The 17,106-nt window shown below is 72.2% G+C and carries 19 protein-coding genes; 6 read left to right on the top strand and 13 right to left on the bottom strand.

The genetic code is table 11. The features are described from left to right. Positions 1–374 precede the first annotated feature (374 nt). The 5 genes from ASF37_RS05970 to ASF37_RS05950 form a co-directional block, all read right to left on the bottom strand. Complete coding sequence (locus tag ASF37_RS05970; protein WP_055962296.1) at positions 375–869, bottom strand: Dps family protein; 495 nt, start codon at positions 867–869, stop codon at positions 375–377. Between the two features lie 106 nt (positions 870–975). Continuing rightward, the gene (locus tag ASF37_RS05965) at positions 976–3,156 is read right to left on the bottom strand and encodes a cation-translocating P-type ATPase (RefSeq protein WP_255353924.1); all 2,181 of its coding nucleotides are present in this window, start codon (positions 3,154–3,156) and stop codon (positions 976–978) included. After that, entirely contained in the window at positions 3,153–3,377 is a 225-nt protein-coding gene (locus ASF37_RS05960) for a heavy-metal-associated domain-containing protein (RefSeq protein WP_056575329.1), read from the bottom strand. The genes ASF37_RS05965 and ASF37_RS05960 overlap by 4 nt, the downstream gene beginning before the upstream one ends. Before the next feature lie 40 nt (positions 3,378–3,417). Then, positions 3,418–3,738, bottom strand: a complete 321-nt coding sequence (locus tag ASF37_RS05955; RefSeq protein WP_056556950.1) for a metal-sensitive transcriptional regulator — start codon at positions 3,736–3,738, stop codon at positions 3,418–3,420. Then, positions 3,735–4,274, bottom strand: coding sequence for a DUF305 domain-containing protein (locus ASF37_RS05950; RefSeq protein WP_056579484.1), 540 nt, complete (start codon positions 4,272–4,274; stop codon positions 3,735–3,737). The genes ASF37_RS05955 and ASF37_RS05950 overlap by 4 nt, the downstream gene beginning before the upstream one ends. 81 nt (positions 4,275–4,355) lie before the next feature. On the opposite strand from ASF37_RS05950, the gene ASF37_RS05945 reads away from it, so the two are divergent. The 3 genes from ASF37_RS05945 to ASF37_RS05935 all read left to right on the top strand — a co-directional run bounded on the left by ASF37_RS05945 (position 4,356) and on the right by ASF37_RS05935 (position 7,189). Further along, on the top strand, positions 4,356–4,787 hold the full coding sequence (locus ASF37_RS05945) for a PaaI family thioesterase (protein WP_056579481.1): 432 nt from the start codon (positions 4,356–4,358) through the stop codon (positions 4,785–4,787). A gap of 136 nt (positions 4,788–4,923) precedes the next feature. Beyond that, positions 4,924–6,180 carry a phosphoglycerate dehydrogenase gene (gene serA / locus ASF37_RS05940; RefSeq protein ID WP_055962281.1) on the top strand — a complete coding sequence of 419 codons (1,257 nt, stop codon included), beginning with the start codon at positions 4,924–4,926 and terminating at the stop codon, positions 6,178–6,180. Positions 6,181–6,184: 4 nt separating this feature from the next. Further along, on the top strand, positions 6,185–7,189 hold the full coding sequence (locus ASF37_RS05935) for a class I mannose-6-phosphate isomerase (RefSeq protein WP_056575324.1): 1,005 nt from the start codon (positions 6,185–6,187) through the stop codon (positions 7,187–7,189). 42 nt (positions 7,190–7,231) lie between these two features. Here the strand turns inward: ASF37_RS05935 and ASF37_RS05930 are convergent, their stop codons facing one another. The 3 genes from ASF37_RS05930 to ASF37_RS05920 are packed head-to-tail and all read right to left on the bottom strand — an operon-like array spanning position 7,232 to position 11,684. Continuing rightward, entirely contained in the window at positions 7,232–7,870 is a 639-nt protein-coding gene (locus ASF37_RS05930) for a DUF4389 domain-containing protein (protein ID WP_056579479.1), read from the bottom strand. Between the two features lie 19 nt (positions 7,871–7,889). Next, positions 7,890–8,717: an NAD-dependent protein deacetylase gene (locus tag ASF37_RS05925; protein WP_056556962.1), complete on the bottom strand. Its 828-nt coding sequence runs from the start codon at positions 8,715–8,717 to the stop codon at positions 7,890–7,892. 27 nt (positions 8,718–8,744) lie between these two features. After that, positions 8,745–11,684: a crotonase/enoyl-CoA hydratase family protein gene (locus tag ASF37_RS05920; RefSeq protein ID WP_200931185.1), complete on the bottom strand. Its 2,940-nt coding sequence runs from the start codon at positions 11,682–11,684 to the stop codon at positions 8,745–8,747. Positions 11,685–11,788: 104 nt separating this feature from the next. Between ASF37_RS05920 and ASF37_RS05915 the strand changes: the two genes are divergently transcribed. After that, positions 11,789–12,400: a TetR/AcrR family transcriptional regulator gene (locus tag ASF37_RS05915; RefSeq protein WP_056579477.1), complete on the top strand. Its 612-nt coding sequence runs from the start codon at positions 11,789–11,791 to the stop codon at positions 12,398–12,400. On the opposite strand, the gene ASF37_RS05910 is transcribed toward ASF37_RS05915, so the two are convergent. From ASF37_RS05910 to ASF37_RS05900, 3 genes are read right to left on the bottom strand one after another with little or no spacing between them, the layout of a single operon-like run. Then, on the bottom strand, positions 12,376–12,993 hold the full coding sequence (locus ASF37_RS05910; protein WP_056579475.1) for a Pr6Pr family membrane protein: 618 nt from the start codon (positions 12,991–12,993) through the stop codon (positions 12,376–12,378). The genes ASF37_RS05915 and ASF37_RS05910 overlap by 25 nt on opposite strands. Continuing rightward, the gene (locus tag ASF37_RS05905; RefSeq protein WP_056579473.1) at positions 12,990–13,829 is read right to left on the bottom strand and encodes a PhzF family phenazine biosynthesis protein; all 840 of its coding nucleotides are present in this window, start codon (positions 13,827–13,829) and stop codon (positions 12,990–12,992) included. The genes ASF37_RS05910 and ASF37_RS05905 overlap by 4 nt, the downstream gene beginning before the upstream one ends. A 9-nt stretch (positions 13,830–13,838) precedes the next feature. Beyond that, positions 13,839–14,363, bottom strand: a complete 525-nt coding sequence (locus tag ASF37_RS05900; RefSeq protein ID WP_056579471.1) for a DUF1697 domain-containing protein — start codon at positions 14,361–14,363, stop codon at positions 13,839–13,841. A 114-nt stretch (positions 14,364–14,477) separates the two neighbouring features. On the opposite strand from ASF37_RS05900, the gene ASF37_RS17445 reads away from it, so the two are divergent. Further along, positions 14,478–14,633, top strand: coding sequence for a DUF6131 family protein (locus tag ASF37_RS17445; RefSeq protein WP_164468785.1), 156 nt, complete (start codon positions 14,478–14,480; stop codon positions 14,631–14,633). A gap of 66 nt (positions 14,634–14,699) precedes the next feature. On the opposite strand, the gene ASF37_RS05895 is transcribed toward ASF37_RS17445, so the two are convergent. Beyond that, positions 14,700–14,957 (bottom strand): GlsB/YeaQ/YmgE family stress response membrane protein, encoded by a 258-nt coding sequence (locus ASF37_RS05895; RefSeq protein WP_055962257.1) that lies wholly within the window; start codon positions 14,955–14,957, stop codon positions 14,700–14,702. Positions 14,958–15,106: 149 nt separating this feature from the next. On the opposite strand from ASF37_RS05895, the gene ASF37_RS05890 reads away from it, so the two are divergent. After that, positions 15,107–16,051, top strand: a complete 945-nt coding sequence (locus tag ASF37_RS05890) for a lipid kinase (protein WP_055962254.1) — start codon at positions 15,107–15,109, stop codon at positions 16,049–16,051. 3 nt (positions 16,052–16,054) lie between these two features. Here ASF37_RS05890 and ASF37_RS05885 read toward each other — a convergent pair whose 3' ends face one another. Further along, on the bottom strand, positions 16,055–17,083 hold the full coding sequence (locus ASF37_RS05885; RefSeq protein ID WP_056579470.1) for an NADP-dependent oxidoreductase: 1,029 nt from the start codon (positions 17,081–17,083) through the stop codon (positions 16,055–16,057). Between the last annotated feature and the right edge of the window lie 23 nt (positions 17,084–17,106).

Here is a 17,106-nt window from a genome sequence, read left to right as displayed (position 1 = left end):
GCGACTCCCAGCGACCCGGCCGAGCTCCCGGGCCACCGCCTTCTCTACCCCAATCGGTGGATCCTCAACCGCAGGGCGGCGCGTGAGGTTGCAGATCCACCGATGGGGCGGCCCTGACTCACCCATCGGTGGATCCTCAACTGCAGGAGTGCTCCTGAGGTTGAGGATCCACCGATGACAGGCACGGACGGCAGGCTCGAGCAGGCCATGGGCCCCTGCTCCGTCGAGGCCCTTTCGGAGATCGAGACCAGAGCCAGCCGAGGCGACGCAGCCCCACCCCCTCCGCAGCTCGACGTCGCAGATCAGCGACTCCGGCCTGGAACGCAGCGAGCCCGACCCGCAGCAGCGGATCGGGCTCGACGAGCGGGCGAGGCTCAGGCGGCGATGTGCGCCTGGAGCAGCCAGCGGTCCTTGGTGAGGCCACGCTCGATCTCGATGGCGACGTCCTGGCTCGACAGGTCGATGTCGTCGAGGCCGGCGACGGCCGCGCGCACGGTCACGAGGGCCGCGTCGATCTGCGCGACGGTCTGCGCGACGGTGGTCTGCCAGGGCTGGAAGCCGTCGGACAGCGCCGGCAGCGTCGACTTGGCGGCCACGGTGGCCAGACGCGAGTCGAGCGGGAGGCCGAGGGCGACGATGCGCTCGGCGGCCGTGTCGGCGAAGTCCTGCGCGTGGGCGACGAGGTCGTCGAGCAGTGCGTGGACGCCGGCGAAGCTGCCGCCGCGCACGTGCCAGTGGGCCTGCTTGCCATCGACGACGAGGGCCTCGAGGTCGTGGACGACGGGGGTGAGGAACTGGGCGACGCCGGCCGCGATCTCCGACGTGGTCGCGAGGGCCGAGGGGGCGTCGGTGTGGGTGGTCGAGGTCATGTGGTGCACGTCCTTCTCAGTCAGGTTCTTCCTTCTACAACCACCACCCTCGCGGGAAATTCCATCGTGCGCAACGAAGATCAGCCTCCCCTCACGGAGCCCAGGCTCACCTGTCCTGGCCGCGGAACCGACGCAGGCGCAGGCTGTTGGTCACGACCAGGACGCTGCTCGCGGCCATCGCCAGACCGGCGATCATCGGGTTGAGCAGGCCGGAGACGGCGAGCGGGATCGCGGCCACGTTGTAGGCGAACGCCCAGAACAGGTTCGTCTTGATCGTGCGCAGGGTCGCGCGGGCCAGTCGGACCGCGTCGACGGCGGAACCGAGGTCGCCGGACACGAGCGTCAGGTCGGACGCCGCGATGGCCACGTCGGTGCCGGTGCCCATCGCGATGCCGAGGTCGGCGGCGGCGAGCGCGGCGGCGTCGTTCACGCCGTCGCCGATCATGGCCACCACGCGGCCCTCGGCCTGCAGCCGCTGCACGGTGCGGAGCTTGTCGTCGGGGGTCACCTCGGCCTCGACCTGCTCGATGCCCACCTCCTGCGCCACCGCGTCGGCGACCACCCGGGCGTCACCGGTGAGGAGCACGGGCTCCAGACCCAGGTCGCGCAGGTCGGCCACGGCCTGGCGCGACGTCGGCTTGACCGTGTCGGCCACCGTCACGGTGCCGATCAGCGCACCGTCCGCCTCCACGGCGATGGTGGTGCCCACGTGCGCCGACGACGCGACGTCGTGGCCGAGCCAGCCCGGACGACCGGCCCGGACCATTACCCCGTCCACGACACCGCTCACGCCCATGCCGGGGTGGTTGGCGAAGTCGGTGACCGGAAGCGGCTGGTCGACGAGCGCGGCGACGGCGCGCGCCACCGGGTGCTCCGACGCGTGCTCGACGCCGGCGGCGAGCGCCCGGAGCCGTCCGATCTCGACGCCGGGTGCCGGGGCGACGTCGACGACCCGCATCTCGCCCGTCGTGACGGTGCCGGTCTTGTCGAGCACCACGGTGTCGATGCGCCGGGTCGACTCCAGCACCTGCGGGCCCTTGATGAGGATCCCCAGCTGCGCGCCGCGACCGGTGCCCACCATGAGGGCGGTGGGCGTGGCCAGCCCGAGGGCGCAGGGGCAGGCGATGATGAGCACGGCCACCGACGCGACGAACGCCTGCGTGAGGGTCCCGCCGATCACGAGCCACCCGGCGAAGGTCAGCAGGGCCAGCGCGATGACGCCGGGGACGAACCAGGCGGACACGCGGTCGGCGAGGCGCTGCACCTCGGCCTTGCCCTCCTGCGCCTCCTCGACGAGCCGGGCCATCTGCGCCAGGCGGGTGTCGGAGCCGATGGCGGTGGCGCGCACCACGAGCCGGCCACCGACGTTCACGGTCGCGCCGGTGACGGCGTCGCCCTCGCCGACCTCGACGGGCACGGACTCGCCCGTGAGCATCGACTCGTCGACCGCGGACGCGCCGTCGACGACCTCGCCGTCGGTGGCGATCGTCTCGCCGGGCCGCACCACGAACACGTCGCCGACCGCGACGTCGTCGACGGGGACCTGCTCCTCGCGGCCGTCCCGCAGGAGCGTGACGGTCTTCGCGCCGAGGTCCATGAGGGCCCGCAGCGCAGCGCTGGACTGCTTCTTGGCGTTGGCCTCGAGGTAGTGCCCGGCGAGCACGAAGGTGGTGACCACGCCGGCGACCTCGAGGTAGATCTCGTGGGACCCGCCACCGGTCAACGACCACTCCATCCGCATGCCGAGCATCCCGGCACCGCCGAAGAACAGCGCCCACAGCGACCACAGGTAGGCCGCGCCGACGCCGACGGACACGAGGGTGTCCATGGTCGCGGCGCCGTGCCTGGCGTTCGTCGCGGTGGCGCGGTGGAAGGGCCAGGCGCCCCACGTGACGACGGGTGTGGCGAGGGCCAGGGCCACCCACTGCCACCCGGTGAACTGCGTGGCCGGGACCATCGACAGCACGAGGACCGGCAGGCTCAGGACCGCCGACACGACGGCTCGCCGCCGCATCGAGGCGGCCCCGTGGAGACCTTCGTGCCCGGCGTGGTCGCCGTGTCCGCGATGGGCGTCGGGCAGCGTGGCCTCGTAGCCGGTGGCCGCGACGGCGTCGAGCAGCACCTGGTGGTCGGTGCCCTCGGGCACGTGCACGGTGGCCTTCTCGGTGGCGTAGTTGACGCTCGCCACCACGCCGTCGAGCTGGTTGAGCCGCTTCTCGACGCGCATCGCGCACGACGTGCAGCTCATGCCGTGCACGTCGAGGCGGACGGTCTCCTGGGTGTTCACGACGCGTGTCCTTCCAGGGTGTAGCCCGCCTCGGCCACGGCCGACGCGACGGCGTCGAGCGACGGCTCGGAGGGGCCGGTGACCGTGACGTCGGACGTGCCGCCGGGGACGAGCGCGACGGCGACCTCGGTGACGCCCTCGACGGACGAGAGCTCCTGGGTGACCGCGGCGACGCAGTGCTCGCAGGTCATGCCGGTGACGGCGTAGGTGGTGGTGCTCATGGTGTGCCCTCCTTCGGGCGGGGAATCGGTGGGCTGCTGATCAGGACCGGACGAGCCGGGCGATCGCGGCCGAGGCCTCGGCGACCTTGGCGTCGGCCTCGGGTCCGCCCTTGCGGGCGGCGTCGACGACGCAGTGCGCGAGGTGCTCGTCGAGCAGCTTCAGCGCGACGGCCTCGAGAGCCTTGGTGGTGGCGCTCACCTGGGTGAGCACGTCGATGCAGTAGGTGTCGTCCTCGACCATGCGGGTGAGTCCGCGCACCTGACCCTCCACGCGTCGCAGCCGGGCCAGCACTGCCTTCTTGTCGTCGGAGTAGCCGGGGACGACGCCGGCCTCGGCGGTGGGATCGTGGATCTCGGTCATGCCAGCAGCCTCGTCATCTCGGTGATCTCGGCGCGCTGGGCGTCGATGATCGCCCGCGCGAGGGCCTTGGCCCGGGAGTCCTGACCGTCGGCGACCTCGGTCTCGGCCATCTCCACGGCGCCCTCGTGGTGCTCGATCATCATCTGCAGCCACATCCGGTCGAAGTCGGTGCCGGTGGCCGCGGCGAGCGCACTCATCTGGTCGTCGCTCATCATGCCGGTCATGCCGCCCATGTCGTGGTCGCTGTGGTCCTCGGCCTTCGCGTCCCAGTCCTCGAGCCAGCCCTGCATGGTCTCGATCTCCGGCTGCTGGGCGTCGCCGATGCGGCCGGCGAGGTCGCGCACCGGCTCGGACGCCTCACGGGCGGGGTCGAGCGCCATCTCGGCCATCTCCACGGCCTGCTGGTGGTGCGGGATCATCTGCTGGGCGAACGTGACGTCCGCATCGTTGTGCCCGGCGTCGGTGTCGCTCTGCGAGCCGCATCCCGCGAGGGCGAGCACGGCGGCGGCGAGGAGGGGGATCAGTCGTCGAGTCATGACTCCTTTATACCCCTAGGGGGTAGGGGTTTCAAGTCGCCCGCTCGTCGACCGGTCCGTCGGAGGTCCTACGCTCGCCCCATGAGCGACGTTCCCGGCCTCGACGGCGTGCTCGGCGTGGAGCACGTCGAGCTGACTCCCGACAAGGTGGTCGTGCGGTTCACGATCACCGAGCACCACCTGCAGCCGTTCGGCATCCCGCACGGCGGCATCTACTGCGCGGTCCACGAGTCGACCGCGAGCGTGGCCGGGCAGATGTGGCTGGGCGAGAGGGGCGTCGTGGTCGGCACCAACAACTCCACCGACTTCATCCGTCAGGCCAAGGTCGGCGACACGATCACGGTCACCGCGACCCCCATCCACCGAGGCCGCACCCAGCAGCTCTGGCACCTCGACTCGACCGGGGCCGACGGCAAGCTGATCGCGCAGGGCCAGGTGCGTCTGGCCAACCTCGACCAGCCCATCCCGCCCGAGGTGCTCGAGAAGTTCGTGGGCTCCTACCGCACCCCGTAGACTGGGGTGGTCGGCGCGACTGGCGTTGAGGTGGATACCACCAGGGAGCCCGACCTCCGCACGACTGCACCAGACAAGGGACCGTTCGCCTGGGCCCCGCGTCAGCCCCGACACCGCTGACCCGAGGACGTCCCCCATGATGATGACCGTGAACCCCCACGCCACCCAGCCGGCCACGACGATCGACGACGCCGACGTCAAGGTCCTGCTGCTCGAGAACATCCACGCCGACGGACGCGACTTCCTGCGCGGCAAGGGATACGACGTGCAGACCAACGCCGGTGCGCTCGGCGAGGACGAGCTGATCGAGGCGATCCAGGGCGTCCACCTGCTCGGCATCCGTTCCACCACCTACATCACGCCGAAGGTGCTGGAGGCCGCCGAGGACCTCATCGCCATCGGTGCCTTCTGCATCGGCACCAACCAGATCGACCTCGAGGCCACGAGCGCCAAGGGGGTGGCGGTCTTCAACGCGCCCTACTCCAACACGCGCTCGGTCGTCGAGCTCGCCATCGCCGAGATCATCTCTCTCGCCCGTCGCCTGCACGAGAAGTCCACCGACATGCACCGCGGCGTGTGGAACAAGTCCGCCGCCGGCAGCCACGAGGTGCGCGGCCGCACGCTCGGCATCGTCGGCTACGGCAACATCGGCAGCCAGCTGTCGGTCGTGGCCGAGGCGCTCGGCTTCAAGGTCGTCTTCTACGACATCGACGACAAGCTCGCCCTGGGCAACGCCCAGCGCTGCTCCACGCTGGAGGAGCTGCTCGAGCAGGCCGACGTCGTGACGCTGCACGTCGACGGTCGCCCCGGCAACGCGGGCCTGTTCGGCGACGAGCAGATGCGCCTCATGAAGCCGCGTGCGCTGTTCCTCAACCTCAGCCGTGGCATCGCCGTCGACACGACGGCCCTGCGCGCGCACCTGGAGTCCGGTCACATCGCCGGCGCCGCGCTCGACGTCTTCCCGGTCGAGCCCAAGCGCCAGGGCGACCCGTTCGAGTCCGAGCTGCGCGGCATCCCGAACGTCATCCTCACGCCGCACGTGGGTGGCTCCACCGAGGAGGCGCAGCAGGACATCGGCCGCTTCGTCGCCTCGAAGCTCCGCTCCTACGCGGCGTTCGGCAGCACGTCGCTGAGCGTGAACTTCCCGGAGATGAACCTGCCGGCCGACAACAGCCGACAGCGGATCGCGCTCGTGCACCAGAACGCTCCCGGCGTGCTGGCCACCATCAACGGCCTGCTCGGCGAGCGGGGCGTCAACATCGAGGCGCAGTCGCTGTCGACCCGCGGCCAGCTGGGCTACGTCGTGACCGACGTGGCCGAGGCCGTCACGGCCGACGTGCTCGGCGAGCTCGCCGCTCTCCCCGAGACCGTCCGGCTGCGGCAGCTCAGCTGATCGGGTGAGCCCGCTGCCGGTGGCGCTGCGCCCCAACCTGATCGACCACTTCTACCGAGGTGGTGGTCGGATCGCGGCGCTGCGCGGCATCACGACGACGTCGGACCACCAGCCCGAGGAGTGGATCGCCGCCACGGTCTCGCGTGAGGGCGACGCACGCCTCGGCCTGTCGTCCACGCAGGACGGCACGCTGCTGCGCGACCTCGTGGTCGCCGACCCGCAGACGTGGACGGGAGGCGTCGGCGCGTGGCCCGGCGACGTCGGCCTGTTGCTCAAGCTGCTCGACGCCGGACAGCGGCTGCCCGTGCACGTGCACCCGGACCGTTCCTTCGCCGCCCGGCACCTCGACTGCCCGTACGGCAAGACCGAGGCGTGGCTGGTGCTCGACGCCGAGCCCGGTGCCGCCGTCCACCTGGGCTGGGTCGACGACGTGGACCCGCGCGACGTGGTCCGCGCCCGCGACGAGCAGGACGGCGCGTGGATGCTGCGGCACATGCACCGCATCGAGGTGCGCCGCGGCGACGGGATCCTGGTGCCGGCCGGCACGCCGCACGCCATCGGCGAGGGCGTGTTCGTGGCCGAGGCGCAGGAGCCGACCGACTTCTCGATCCTGCTGGAGTGGTCGATCACGACGTCCACCCGCGACGAGTCGCACCTGGGGCTCGGCTTCGACCTGGCCATGCAGGCCCTCGAGCACGCCGCGACGTCGACCGAGCGGCTGGCCGAGCTGTCCGTGCACCGCGACCTCGACGCCGCCGCGGACCCGCTCACGTCGCTGCTGCCGACGGAGGCCGACCCGTTCTTCCGCCTCGACCTCGCCGTCGACGGTGCGGTCGTCCCGGCCGGCTTCGCCGCCCTCGTGGTGCTCGACGGATCGGGGACGCTCCGCTGCGCCGGGGGTGACCTGGCGATCGCCAGGGGCCAGACCTACGCCGTGCCCGCCGCGGCCGGCGACTGGCACGTGACCGGCTCGGCCCGCGTGCTGGTGGCGCGTCCCGGCACGGCCTGACCGCGAGGCGTCACCGCTTCCGCCGCCGGCGAGCCCGTCGTCTCAGCGCAGGCTGAACGGCGGGTAGTCGTCGGTCAGCAGGTAGGCGTAGGCCGAGACGCGCTGGTTCCAGCGCAGCCACCCGACGACGAAGTCACGCATCCCCTCGGGCCAGCGGCCGAGGACGATGACGGCGAAGAAGCCGATGACGTGCACCACGGCCGCCGCGATGGTGACGAAGTACAGCACGAACATCTGAGGGATCAGCATCAGGATGCGGAAGAAGATCGTCAGGCGGCTCCGTCCCTCGACCTGGGGCACCACGTCGACGTGCACGTGCGGGTCGGTGCCGGGGTCGGCGGTCGACGCGTCGATCGCGAACTTCGGGTACGTCCCGTGCAGGAATCCTGCGTAGGCGCTGACGCTCGCCGAGTAGCGCAGGTACATCGCGATGAGGTCGAGCAGGGCACGCGGAACCCGTCCGAGGATCACACCGCAGAACCACGCGGCGATCACGGCCAGGCTCGCAGCGATGCCGATGACCCACAGCACCACGAAGTGCGGGATCGCCAGGATCCACTGCACGAGGGGACGCCAGCGTGCCACGCCATCCGGCAGGTCGAAGGTGATCGTGACCGGGTAGCCGCCGGGCGCCGGCGACGTCGGCGGTGTGGTCGGGGGAGGGGGCGGCTGCACGCTCATGCTGGATCCTTCTCTCGGTTCACGCGAAGGCTATCGCCAGATCGCCGAGCGTCTCGGCACATCCGGCGTCGATCTTCACGGTCGCGAGCGGGTCGCCGCGCGTGGGCCCGCGGTTCACGACCACCACGGGGGTGCCGAGGGCCGCGGCACGTCGCACGAAGCGCAGCCCGCTCATCACGTGCAGGCTCGAGCCCAGCACCAGCACAGCCGACGCCTGCGCCACGAGGTCGAAGCAGTGCTCGACCACCGGTTTGGGCACGCTGCCGCCGAAGAACACGACGTCGGGTCGCAGCCGGCCACCGCACACCCGGCACGGGGCGACGACGAAGCCGGACGTGTCGTCGAGCTGCACGTCGCCGTCGGGTCCGTGCACGACGGTCTGGTCGCTCCAGCCGGGGTTGAGCTCCTCGTGCCGCCGCTGCACCTCCTCGCGCGGGGTGACGTCGCCACAGTCCATGCAGAGCACCCGGTCCACCCGACCGTGCAGGTCCACGACGTCCTGGTGCCCGGCGCGCTCGTGCAGGCCGTCGACGTTCTGCGTGACGAGACCGACCAGCCGACCCTCGCGCTCCCACTCCACGAGCGTGTGGTGGGTCGCGTTCGGCTCCGCGTGCCCCATCCGTGACCACCCGAGGTGCGCCCGCGCCCAGTACCGCTGCATCGCCTCGGGGCCCGAGCGCAGCTGCTGGATGGTCATCGGAGTGGGCGTCGAGAGACGGCCCGGCCCCCGGTAGTCGGGGATGCCGGAGTCGGTGGACACGCCGGCCCCGGTCAGGACCAGCAGGCGCCCTGCGGACACGATCCGGGCTGCCTGCTCCACCCCACCGCGATCCGTGCCGACGTCCACGCCGTCGAGCCTACGTCCGGCCCGGCGTCAGCGCCCGGTCCACACGGGCGGTCGCTTCTGCGCGAACGCCGCCACCCCTTCGCGGGCGTCGTCGGACAGCAGCACGGGGCTGGCCAGCTCGCTCTGCCGCGCGAAGCCTTCGTCGGGCGACCACCCGGGTGCCGCGTCGACCATCCGCTTGCCCACGGCGACCGAGAGCGGGGCGTTGGCGGCGATCCGATGCGCGAGGTCGAGGGCGTGCTCCAGCGCCTGGCCGCGCGGGACGACGGCGTTGACGAGCCCGACCTCGGCCAGTCGGGCGGCCGGAAGCGCGTCCCCGACCAGGGCCAGCTCGAGCGCGACGGCGCGGGGCAGCCGGGTCGACACGCGCCACAGCCCGCCCGCGGCCGCGAGCAACCCCCGCTTCACCTCGGGCAGGCCGAAGGTGGCGTCGTCGGCCGCGACCACGAGGTCGGCGCACAGGGCCAGCTCGAACCCGCCCGCCAGGGCGGCACCCTCCACGGCGGCGACCGTCGGCTTCGTCGGTGGCTCGGCGGTGAGCCCCAGCGGACCGCGCCGGTCCGTCACGGGGACCTCGCCCCGGTTCGCCCCGGCCAGGTCCATGCCCGCGCAGAACGTGCCTCCCGCGCCGGTGAGCACGATGGAGCGGATCGTGTCGTCGGCCTCGGCGTCGTCGACGGCACGCTCCAGGAGCTGGGCGGTGAGCCGGTCGATCGCGTTGCGCACCCGTGGGCGGTCGAGCGTGACCACCCAGACGTCGTCGCCGTCGCGCGCGGTGCGCACGGGTGCCGGCGGCGGGCCGGGCAGCGGCTGCCGGTCGCCGACCAGCACGAGCCGGTCCTCCTCGATCCGGAGGGTGCGACGCAGGGGATCGGCCGAGGTGAGCAGCGCGACGTCGTCGGCGCTCTCGCGACGCAGCAGCACCCGAGCGCCGCCGGCCGTGAGTGCCGCGACGATGGCGGCTTCCGCGCTGCCGTCGCGGTCACGCAGGACCGTCACCGCCTCGACGACCGCGTCCCCGTCGAGGTCGGTGAGGGCAGGCCGGGGTGCCGGTCGGTCGAACGCCGGGCGCAGGTGCGCGAACCGTCGCTCCGGGGGCCGGGCGGAGTAGACGCCCAGTGCGTGCTTGGTGGCGTACCAGCCGAGCGAGCTCGACAGGCCGTACGCGTCGGGCTGCTCGCGGAGCAGCGGCACGAGGGACGCCACCGCGTGCAGTCCGTAGCCGTTGCCCGGCCCGCCCGCCGACGTCAGTCCGCCGGTGACGCTGAGCGGACGCGCCGGGTCGTCCCACGGCAGGCCGAGCGCCTGCGCGCCCAGCTGCACCGCCGCGGGGAAGCACGAGTACAGGTCGACCGGTCCGAGGTTGTCGGCGGTGATGCCGGTGTGGTCGAGCACGGCAGCGCCTGCGGCCGCGATGGCCGGCGACGAGGCCAGGTCGGCACGTTCGGAGACGAACCACTCGTCTGTGGCGCTGGCGCCGGCATGCAGGAAGACCCACCTCTCCTGGGCGATGCCGAGGGCGTGCGCGGCCGCGACGCTCGTGACGACGACCCCTGCGGCGAGGTCGACCTGCAGGTTCGCGCACATCAGCTTCGTGTACGGGTCGCTGACCGCTCGGTTGTCCGGGGTCGCGGTCGCGATCTCGTCGGCGGTGCGCTCGGTCCGGTCCCACGCGTAGGGGTTGTCGACGGCCACGGCGCTGTGCCGGGCCCACAGGTCGGCGATCCGGGCGCGGTGCGCGGCCTCGTCGGTCCCGGCGGCACCACGCAGCGCCGACTCCAGCAGGGCGTAGGCGTAGATCGGGGCCCCGAGGCCGACGCTCGTCTCGGCCTCGTTGTTCGCGGGACGGTCGGTGCCGATGACCCGGTCCGGTGCGGCGTCGGCCGGCTGACGGGTCCAGTCCGGCTCCCGGCCCTGCGCCTGCAGGGCGGCGACCGTGGCGCCGGCCTCGGCACCGCTCACCAGCACGACGTGCGCGCGACCTTCGGCCACCTCGTGGGCTGCGTCGTTCAGCGCGAGCTGTCCACCGTCGCCGCCGTAGGGCGAGGTCTGGACGGTGCCGGCGTCGTCGGCTCCCGCGAGCCGAGCCACGAGCCCGGCCTGGTCGGGGTAGGTCCAGGAGGCGCTCGGCACGGCGTGGACCAGGTCGGCCCGGGCGAGCAGGTCGGAGCCGATGCCGCTGTCCTCGGCCGCGGCGCGCAGTGCCTGTGCCGCCATGGCCGCCGGTTCGATCGGGTCGGACAGGTCCGGCGTGCGGACCACGACCTGGCCGACGCCGACGAGGACCGGCGTCGTCGGGTCGAGCAGCCGCCCGCTCGTCTCGTGCAGCACGGGCTCGTCAGGGATGCGTGCGGGCCCGCCGCTGCCGGTCAGCAGTCCGGCGAGCGCGTCGAGCGACGTGGCCAGCGCGGTCTCGACGCTGCGCACGGCGGTGAGGCCCACCGGCCCCCGCACCGGCGGTCCGTCGAGTGCTCCGTCGAGCCGGACGGCCGAGGCGCCGTCGTGCGCCACGACGGTGCACCACAGCCCCACGGTGATGCCCATCGGGCCCGTGCCGCGCAGCGCGAAGCCGTCGGCGTCGGCGCGCTCGACCTGCCAGCGCGCCTGCGCCGGGATGTCCATGAGCGAGATCTGCTGCACGAACTCCGCGCCCTCGACCATCCGGTCCGGTCGCCCGCCGCGCCAGCTGAGGTGGAGGGTGAGCCACTCGTGCGCGCGGTCGAGGTCGGTGGCGAGCGCGACCACGTCGGCGGGTGGGGCGGCCACGTCGCGCTGGGCGTGCACGTGCCGCGCGTAGCCCTGGGCGCCGGCGGGCGCGGGAACGTCGACCGTCGGTGCCGGTGGGGCCGACGCCGGCCGCACGCGCGCGACCAGGTCGGTCGCCATCACCTTCGCGGTGCTCGCGAGGACCGGCGCGACCGTGCGTGCGCCTTCGATCCATCGCGTCCCACGGGACCTCGATGCCATGGTCACTCCTTGATCCCGTCCGACCAGACTGTTTCGTCGATCATCGCTGGTCGCCCCCTCGCGCGCAAGGCGCCCGCCCCACGCTGCCAGGTAGGGTCGCGGCCATGTCGACGTCCCGGCGCCCTCAGCAGGAGCGGTCCGTCGCCACGCGCGAGCGCCTGCTCGAGGCAGCCTTCACCTGCCTGCTCGAGGGCGGGTACGGCGCGACCACGGTCGGTCACGTGCAGCAGCAGGCCGGTGTCGCGCGCGGCACGCTGCTGCACCACTTCCCGACCCGCAGTGCGCTCATGGGCGCCGTCGTGGAGGACGTCGTCGAGCGGCGGCTCGAGCTGCTCACCACCGCTCGCGACGACGACCCCGCCCCCGCCAGCTGGGACGACGTGGTCGACCTGGTGTGGCGCGAGCTGCAGTCGCCGGCCTTCGCCGTCGCGCTGGAGCTGTGGGTGGCCGCTCGCACCGACGACGACCTCCGCGCCGCGCTGCTGCCGCTGCAGGAACGCATCTACCGGACGGTCCATCGGGGCGTCACGCGGCTGGTCGGCGCCGACCATCCCCGGAGCCCGATGCTGGTGCAGTTCACGATCGACCTGCTCACCGGTGCGCACCTCGCCGGGATCCTGAGTCCGCGGGCAGGCACCTCCGACGTCGTCGACGCCTGGAAGGTCGCGCTGCGCGAGCTGGCGACCTCCGATCAGTCGGACGCGCGCCGGCTGTAGGCGATCGCCGCCGATCCCAGCGCCACGAACACCGCCGTCAGCACGACGCACACGACGGCGACGGCCCCCGCGCTGGACTCCGCTGCGTCGAGGAAGCCGTAGGGCACCGGCGCGGTCTGGGTGGGCGTGAGCAGGAACGTCGGCTCGGCCACCTGCGCGCGGACGAGCGTGTAGGTGAGCCACAGCACCGGGAACGCCAGTCCACCCAGCGCCGACCAGTCGAGGCTGGTGCGGGGCCGCAGCGCGAGGAAGCCTACGACCGTGAGGATCGGGACGACGTAGTGGAAGATCTTGTCGAGCCACCACTCCACGCCCGTCATGTCGACGTTGCCGGCCAGCACCGTCGCGTAGACGATGCCGGTGACGGTGATGCCCGTCAGGCTCGCCAGCCTCAGCATGCCGAAGGCGCGACCGCCCCGGTCGGGCCGTATCGCGAGCAGCGTGCACGTGACGACGACCAGGATGTTCGACTCGATGGTGAAGTAGCTGAACAGGTTCACCAGGCTGCGACCCTCGTCCGCCGTCAGGATCGTCTGCCCGACCAGGGCGACGAGGCCGAGGACCGCGGTGGTGGCGTGCCAGAGTCGGGTCACAGCGCCACGGTCCCACGGATCCCGACGACGGTGCGCCCGCCGACCCATGTCGTGTCCCCGTCGCGCTCTAGGTGCACGCGGCCGCGTCGACCGAGTGCGGTGCCCTGGGCGGCCACGTAGCGGTCGGGCAGCGTCCCCTCGGCGACGAGCCACTGGGCGACCGCGGCGTTGAGGCTCCCGGTGACCGGGTCCTCGCCCACCCCGCCGGGGAAGAAGGCACGGACCTCCAGCGCCACGTCGCCGTCGGGGTGCAGGCCGACGAGACCGACCTTGTCGTGGGCGCCGCTCGCCCCGAGCAGGTGGGCCCGGTCGCCGTCGACGGCGAGAACCGTGGCCGCGTCACGCAGCAGCAGCCCCATCCAGCCAGGGCCGTTGTCGCACCAGTGAGCCGTGACCACGTCGTGGGCGTGCAGGCCGAGCGCCGACGTGACGGCCTCGACCTCGGCGGGATCGACGGGACCGGAGCGCATGCGTTCCGGAGCAGCGAAGGCCAGCAGGTCGTCGTCCGGGCGCACGGCCACCAGACCGACACCGCACTCCTGCACGAGCCGGTCGCCGGACCGCGGCTGCCCGCCGGCCTCGAGCCAGGCGCGGGCCGAGCCGAGGGTGGGATGACCGGCGAACGGGAGCTCACCGCCGGGGGTGAAGATCCGCAGCCGGTAGTCGGCGTCCGGGACGGTGGGGGTGAGCAGGAAGGTGGTCTCGCTCAGGTTGGTCCACCGGGCGAACGCGGCCATCGCGTCCTCGTCGAGGCCGTCGGCGTCGTGCACGACGGCGACCGGGTTGCCGAGCCCGAGGGTGTCGGTGAAGACGTCGACCTGCGAGAAGGGGAGCATGCTCGAACCCTAGGCGTCCGCGAGCTCGACCAGCTTCGCGACGGTGAGCAGGTTGCGGCCCGTGCCGTGGTGCCCGAGCAGCTTTGCGATGCGGGCCGGGGTGAGCCTCGTGCCGGCCACGCCGTCGGAGTAGCGGATGTGCAGGTCGCGGCCGATCACACGCACCTCGTCGCCACCCCAGTCCGTGCTCTCGAAGGCCTGGACCGCGTCGGGAGCGGGTTCGGCGAGGAGGAAGTAGACGTGCGAGAACTTTGCCTCCACCACCTCGAACGGGTGGGCCTGCAGCGCCGCGCGAAGCTCGTCGACGTCGCGGGAGATGACCTCGCGGAAGAACCCGAACCTCTCCTGCACCGCCTGCTCGAGGGCGCGGTCGAAGGTGGCCGGGTCGCCCGGGGGCGTGCAGAGCAGGTTGCCGGACGCGATGTAGGTGCTCACGTCGGCCGCGCCGAGGCCGGACGCGAGGTCCCGCAGCTCGGCCATGGTTAGCTTCGCGCCGCCGACGTTGACCGCTCGCAGCAGGTGGATCCGTGTCATGGACCCAGTATGTCGACGGTCGTCCTGATCGCGCCAAGATGCGGATCGCCGCGAAACCCGTACGTTGAAGGGCGCCCCACGACGAAATACGTCAGGGTAGAGGGAGGGAACCGCATGATCATCCTCGGAGTCATCCTGCTGATCCTGGGCGCAGTCCTGGACATCTCGATCCTGTACACGATCGGCGGCATCCTGCTGGTCGTCGGTGTGATCCTCTGGATCCTCGGCGCCACGGGCCGCGCGGTCGGCGGCCGGAACCATTGGTTCTAGGCCCGACGAGCACGACGACGCCCCCGCACCGAACGGTGCGGGGGCGTCGTCGTGTGCGGGTGACGCTCAGGCGCGAGCGCGCACCTGGCGGTAGATCAGCAGGGCGACGATGGCGCCGACGATCGACAGGATGAGACCGCTCGTGGAGAGGTCCGTGACACTGCGGTCGGACGAGAACAGCGCGCCGATGAGGCCACCGACGAACGAGCCGACGACGCCGAGCACGATGGTGGCGAGGATGCCCATCGAGTCCTTGCCGGGGACGATGGCGCGGGCCAGGAGGCCGGCGACGAGACCGATGATGAGAAGCCAGATGAGGCCCATGATGGGGGTCCTTTCGGTTGGGTACGGACGGATCACGTCCGACGATCAACGCTAGAGATTCCTGACGAGATCGCACCTCGAGAGAATTCTGAGGGGGTCCACATCGTCCCCTCACGCACTCCTCATCAGGCGTTCCTAGCGTCGTGGTCATGGACGTCCGTACCCTGATCGACCGACCCGAATCCACCGTGGCCCTCGTCGTCAACACCAACGCACGGCAGGGCGCGCTCGCCCTCGACCGTGCCGAGCGTCTGGTGCTGGAGCATCCCCCCGCCTCCTTGCGCAGCCATGCGGTGCACTCGGGCGCCGAGCTCGTCGCCACCCTCGACCGTGTCATGGCCGACGCCCCCGACGTGCTCGTCGTCGGCGGCGGCGACGGCACGGTCTCGTGCGCGGCGGCGCGGGTCGCCGGCACGAGCACCGTGCTCGTGGTGCTGCCGCTCGGCACGGCCAACGACTTCGCCCGCACGCTCGAGATCCCCGTCGACGTCGAGGCGGCGGTCCGCGCCGTCCTCACCGGCGAGGTCGTCGACGTCGACCTGGGACGCGTGAACGGCCACGCCTTCGTCAACGTCGCGTCGCTGGGGCTCTCGGTCGCGGTCACCGAGCGGCTCACGCCGGGTCTCAAGCGTCGGCTCGGGCCGGCGGCCTACCCGGTCGCGACCCTCGCGGCGTTCCGTGGGCACCGGGGCTTCTCGGCCCGGCTCGAGCTCGACGGCCACGAGTCGCTCGAGCTCGACGACCTGCTGCAGGTCGCCGTCGGCAACGGCCGGCACTACGGCGGCGGGAACACGGTGGCGCCGAACGCCTCGCTCGACGACCACCTGCTCGACGTGTACGCGATCGAGAGGGGGCGCCTCGCCGACCACGTCTCGATCGCGCGGCTGCTGAGGAGTGGCCGGTTCGTCGAGCACGAGCGCGTGCACCACCTGACGACCCGCCGCGTGCGGGTGGTCACCGACGATCCGATGCCGATCAACCTCGACGGCGAGCTGCTCGCGACCACGCCGGCGGAGTTCACCGTGGAGCGCAACGCGGTGCGCGTGGCGGTTCCCCGGGGAAGCCGCGCCGCCCGCCTCGACGACGCGGCCTGAGGGTCAGAGGGTCGGGTCGTCCCCGACCTTGACCAGCAGCTTGCCGACGTTGCGACCCGTGAGCAGGCCACGGAAGGCGTCGACGGCGTTGTCGAGACCGTCCACGACGTCCTCGAGGTAGGCCACCTTGCCCTCGGAGACCCACTGGCCCATCTCGCGGGCGAAGTCGGCGCCGTGGCTCTGCGTGAACTCGTCCTGGATGAAGCCGCGGACAGTGAGGCTGCGCGACAGCACGAGGTTCATGAACGCGGGGAAGCTCAGCGACGACTCCGGGGCCGACGTGGCGTTGTAGTTGGCCACGAGCCCGCACACCGGCACGCGCGCGTAGGTGTTGGTGCGGCGCAGCACCGCCTCGCCGACCGGCCCGGCGACGTTCTCGAAGTACACGTCCACCCCGTCGGGCGTGGCGGCCTCGAGGTCGTCGGCGAACGTCGGCGAGCGGTGGTCGAGCGCGACGTCGAAGCCGAAGTGCTCACGCAGCAGCCGCACCTTCTCCTCGCCGCCGGCGATGCCGACGGACCGGGCGCCCTTGAGTCGGGCGATCTGGCCGACGGCCGAGCCGACCGGGCCGGCGGCCGCCGCGACGACGACCGTCTCGCCCTCCTTCGGCTTGCCGATCTCGAGCAGTCCCGCGTAGGCCGTGAAGCCCGGCATGCCCAGCACACCCAGAGCGGTCGAGACGGGCGCGACCGACGGGTCCAGGCCCTTCATCTGACGCGCGTCGACGACGGCGTGCGTCTGCCAGCCGATGAACGCGAGCACCAGGTCACCGACCTTCCGGTTCTCCGCGCGGGACTCCACGACCTCGCACACGGTCCCGCCGAGCACGACGTCGCCGAGCGCGAGCGAGGCGGCGTACGACTTCGCCTGGCTCATCCGGCCGCGCATGTACGGGTCGAGCGACAGGTACACCGAGCGCAGCAGCACCTGGCCCTCCTGCAGCTCGGGCAGGTCGACCGTGACGGTCTCGAAGTCGCTGTCCTTCGGCTCGCCGACGGGGTAGGCCGCGAGGCGGATCTGGGTGGTCTCCATGATGTGTTCTCCCTCGATGTGGA

It is taken from the genome of Aeromicrobium sp. Leaf289 (assembly GCF_001423335.1).
Classification (GTDB): domain Bacteria; phylum Actinomycetota; class Actinomycetes; order Propionibacteriales; family Nocardioidaceae; genus Aeromicrobium.
Note: the sequence above shows the minus strand (reverse complement) of the source record. Positions and strands in the feature narration are given on the sequence as shown.

Excerpts from the sequence above, each read along its gene's own strand:
- serA (WP_055962281.1), top strand. The coding sequence starts at position 4,924 with ATGATGATGACCGTGAACCCCCACGCCACCCAGCCGGCCACGACGATC.
- ASF37_RS05960 (WP_056575329.1), bottom strand. The coding sequence starts at position 3,377 with ATGAGCACCACCACCTACGCCGTCACCGGCATGACCTGCGAGCACTGC.
- ASF37_RS05955 (WP_056556950.1), bottom strand. The coding sequence starts at position 3,738 with ATGACCGAGATCCACGATCCCACCGCCGAGGCCGGCGTCGTCCCCGGC.
- ASF37_RS05895 (WP_055962257.1), bottom strand. The coding sequence starts at position 14,957 with ATGGGCCTCATCTGGCTTCTCATCATCGGTCTCGTCGCCGGCCTCCTG.
- ASF37_RS05915 (WP_056579477.1), top strand. The coding sequence starts at position 11,789 with ATGTCGACGTCCCGGCGCCCTCAGCAGGAGCGGTCCGTCGCCACGCGC.
- ASF37_RS17445 (WP_164468785.1), top strand. The coding sequence starts at position 14,478 with ATGATCATCCTCGGAGTCATCCTGCTGATCCTGGGCGCAGTCCTGGAC.
- ASF37_RS05930 (WP_056579479.1), bottom strand. The coding sequence starts at position 7,870 with ATGAGCGTGCAGCCGCCCCCTCCCCCGACCACACCGCCGACGTCGCCG.
- ASF37_RS05920 (WP_200931185.1), bottom strand. The coding sequence starts at position 11,684 with ATGGCATCGAGGTCCCGTGGGACGCGATGGATCGAAGGCGCACGCACG.
- ASF37_RS05950 (WP_056579484.1), bottom strand. The coding sequence starts at position 4,274 with ATGACTCGACGACTGATCCCCCTCCTCGCCGCCGCCGTGCTCGCCCTC.
- ASF37_RS05900 (WP_056579471.1), bottom strand. The coding sequence starts at position 14,363 with ATGACACGGATCCACCTGCTGCGAGCGGTCAACGTCGGCGGCGCGAAG.
- ASF37_RS05945 (WP_056579481.1), top strand. The coding sequence starts at position 4,356 with ATGAGCGACGTTCCCGGCCTCGACGGCGTGCTCGGCGTGGAGCACGTC.
- ASF37_RS05970 (WP_055962296.1), bottom strand. The coding sequence starts at position 869 with ATGACCTCGACCACCCACACCGACGCCCCCTCGGCCCTCGCGACCACG.
- ASF37_RS05885 (WP_056579470.1), bottom strand. The coding sequence starts at position 17,083 with ATGGAGACCACCCAGATCCGCCTCGCGGCCTACCCCGTCGGCGAGCCG.
- ASF37_RS05905 (WP_056579473.1), bottom strand. The coding sequence starts at position 13,829 with ATGCTCCCCTTCTCGCAGGTCGACGTCTTCACCGACACCCTCGGGCTC.
- ASF37_RS05890 (WP_055962254.1), top strand. The coding sequence starts at position 15,107 with ATGGACGTCCGTACCCTGATCGACCGACCCGAATCCACCGTGGCCCTC.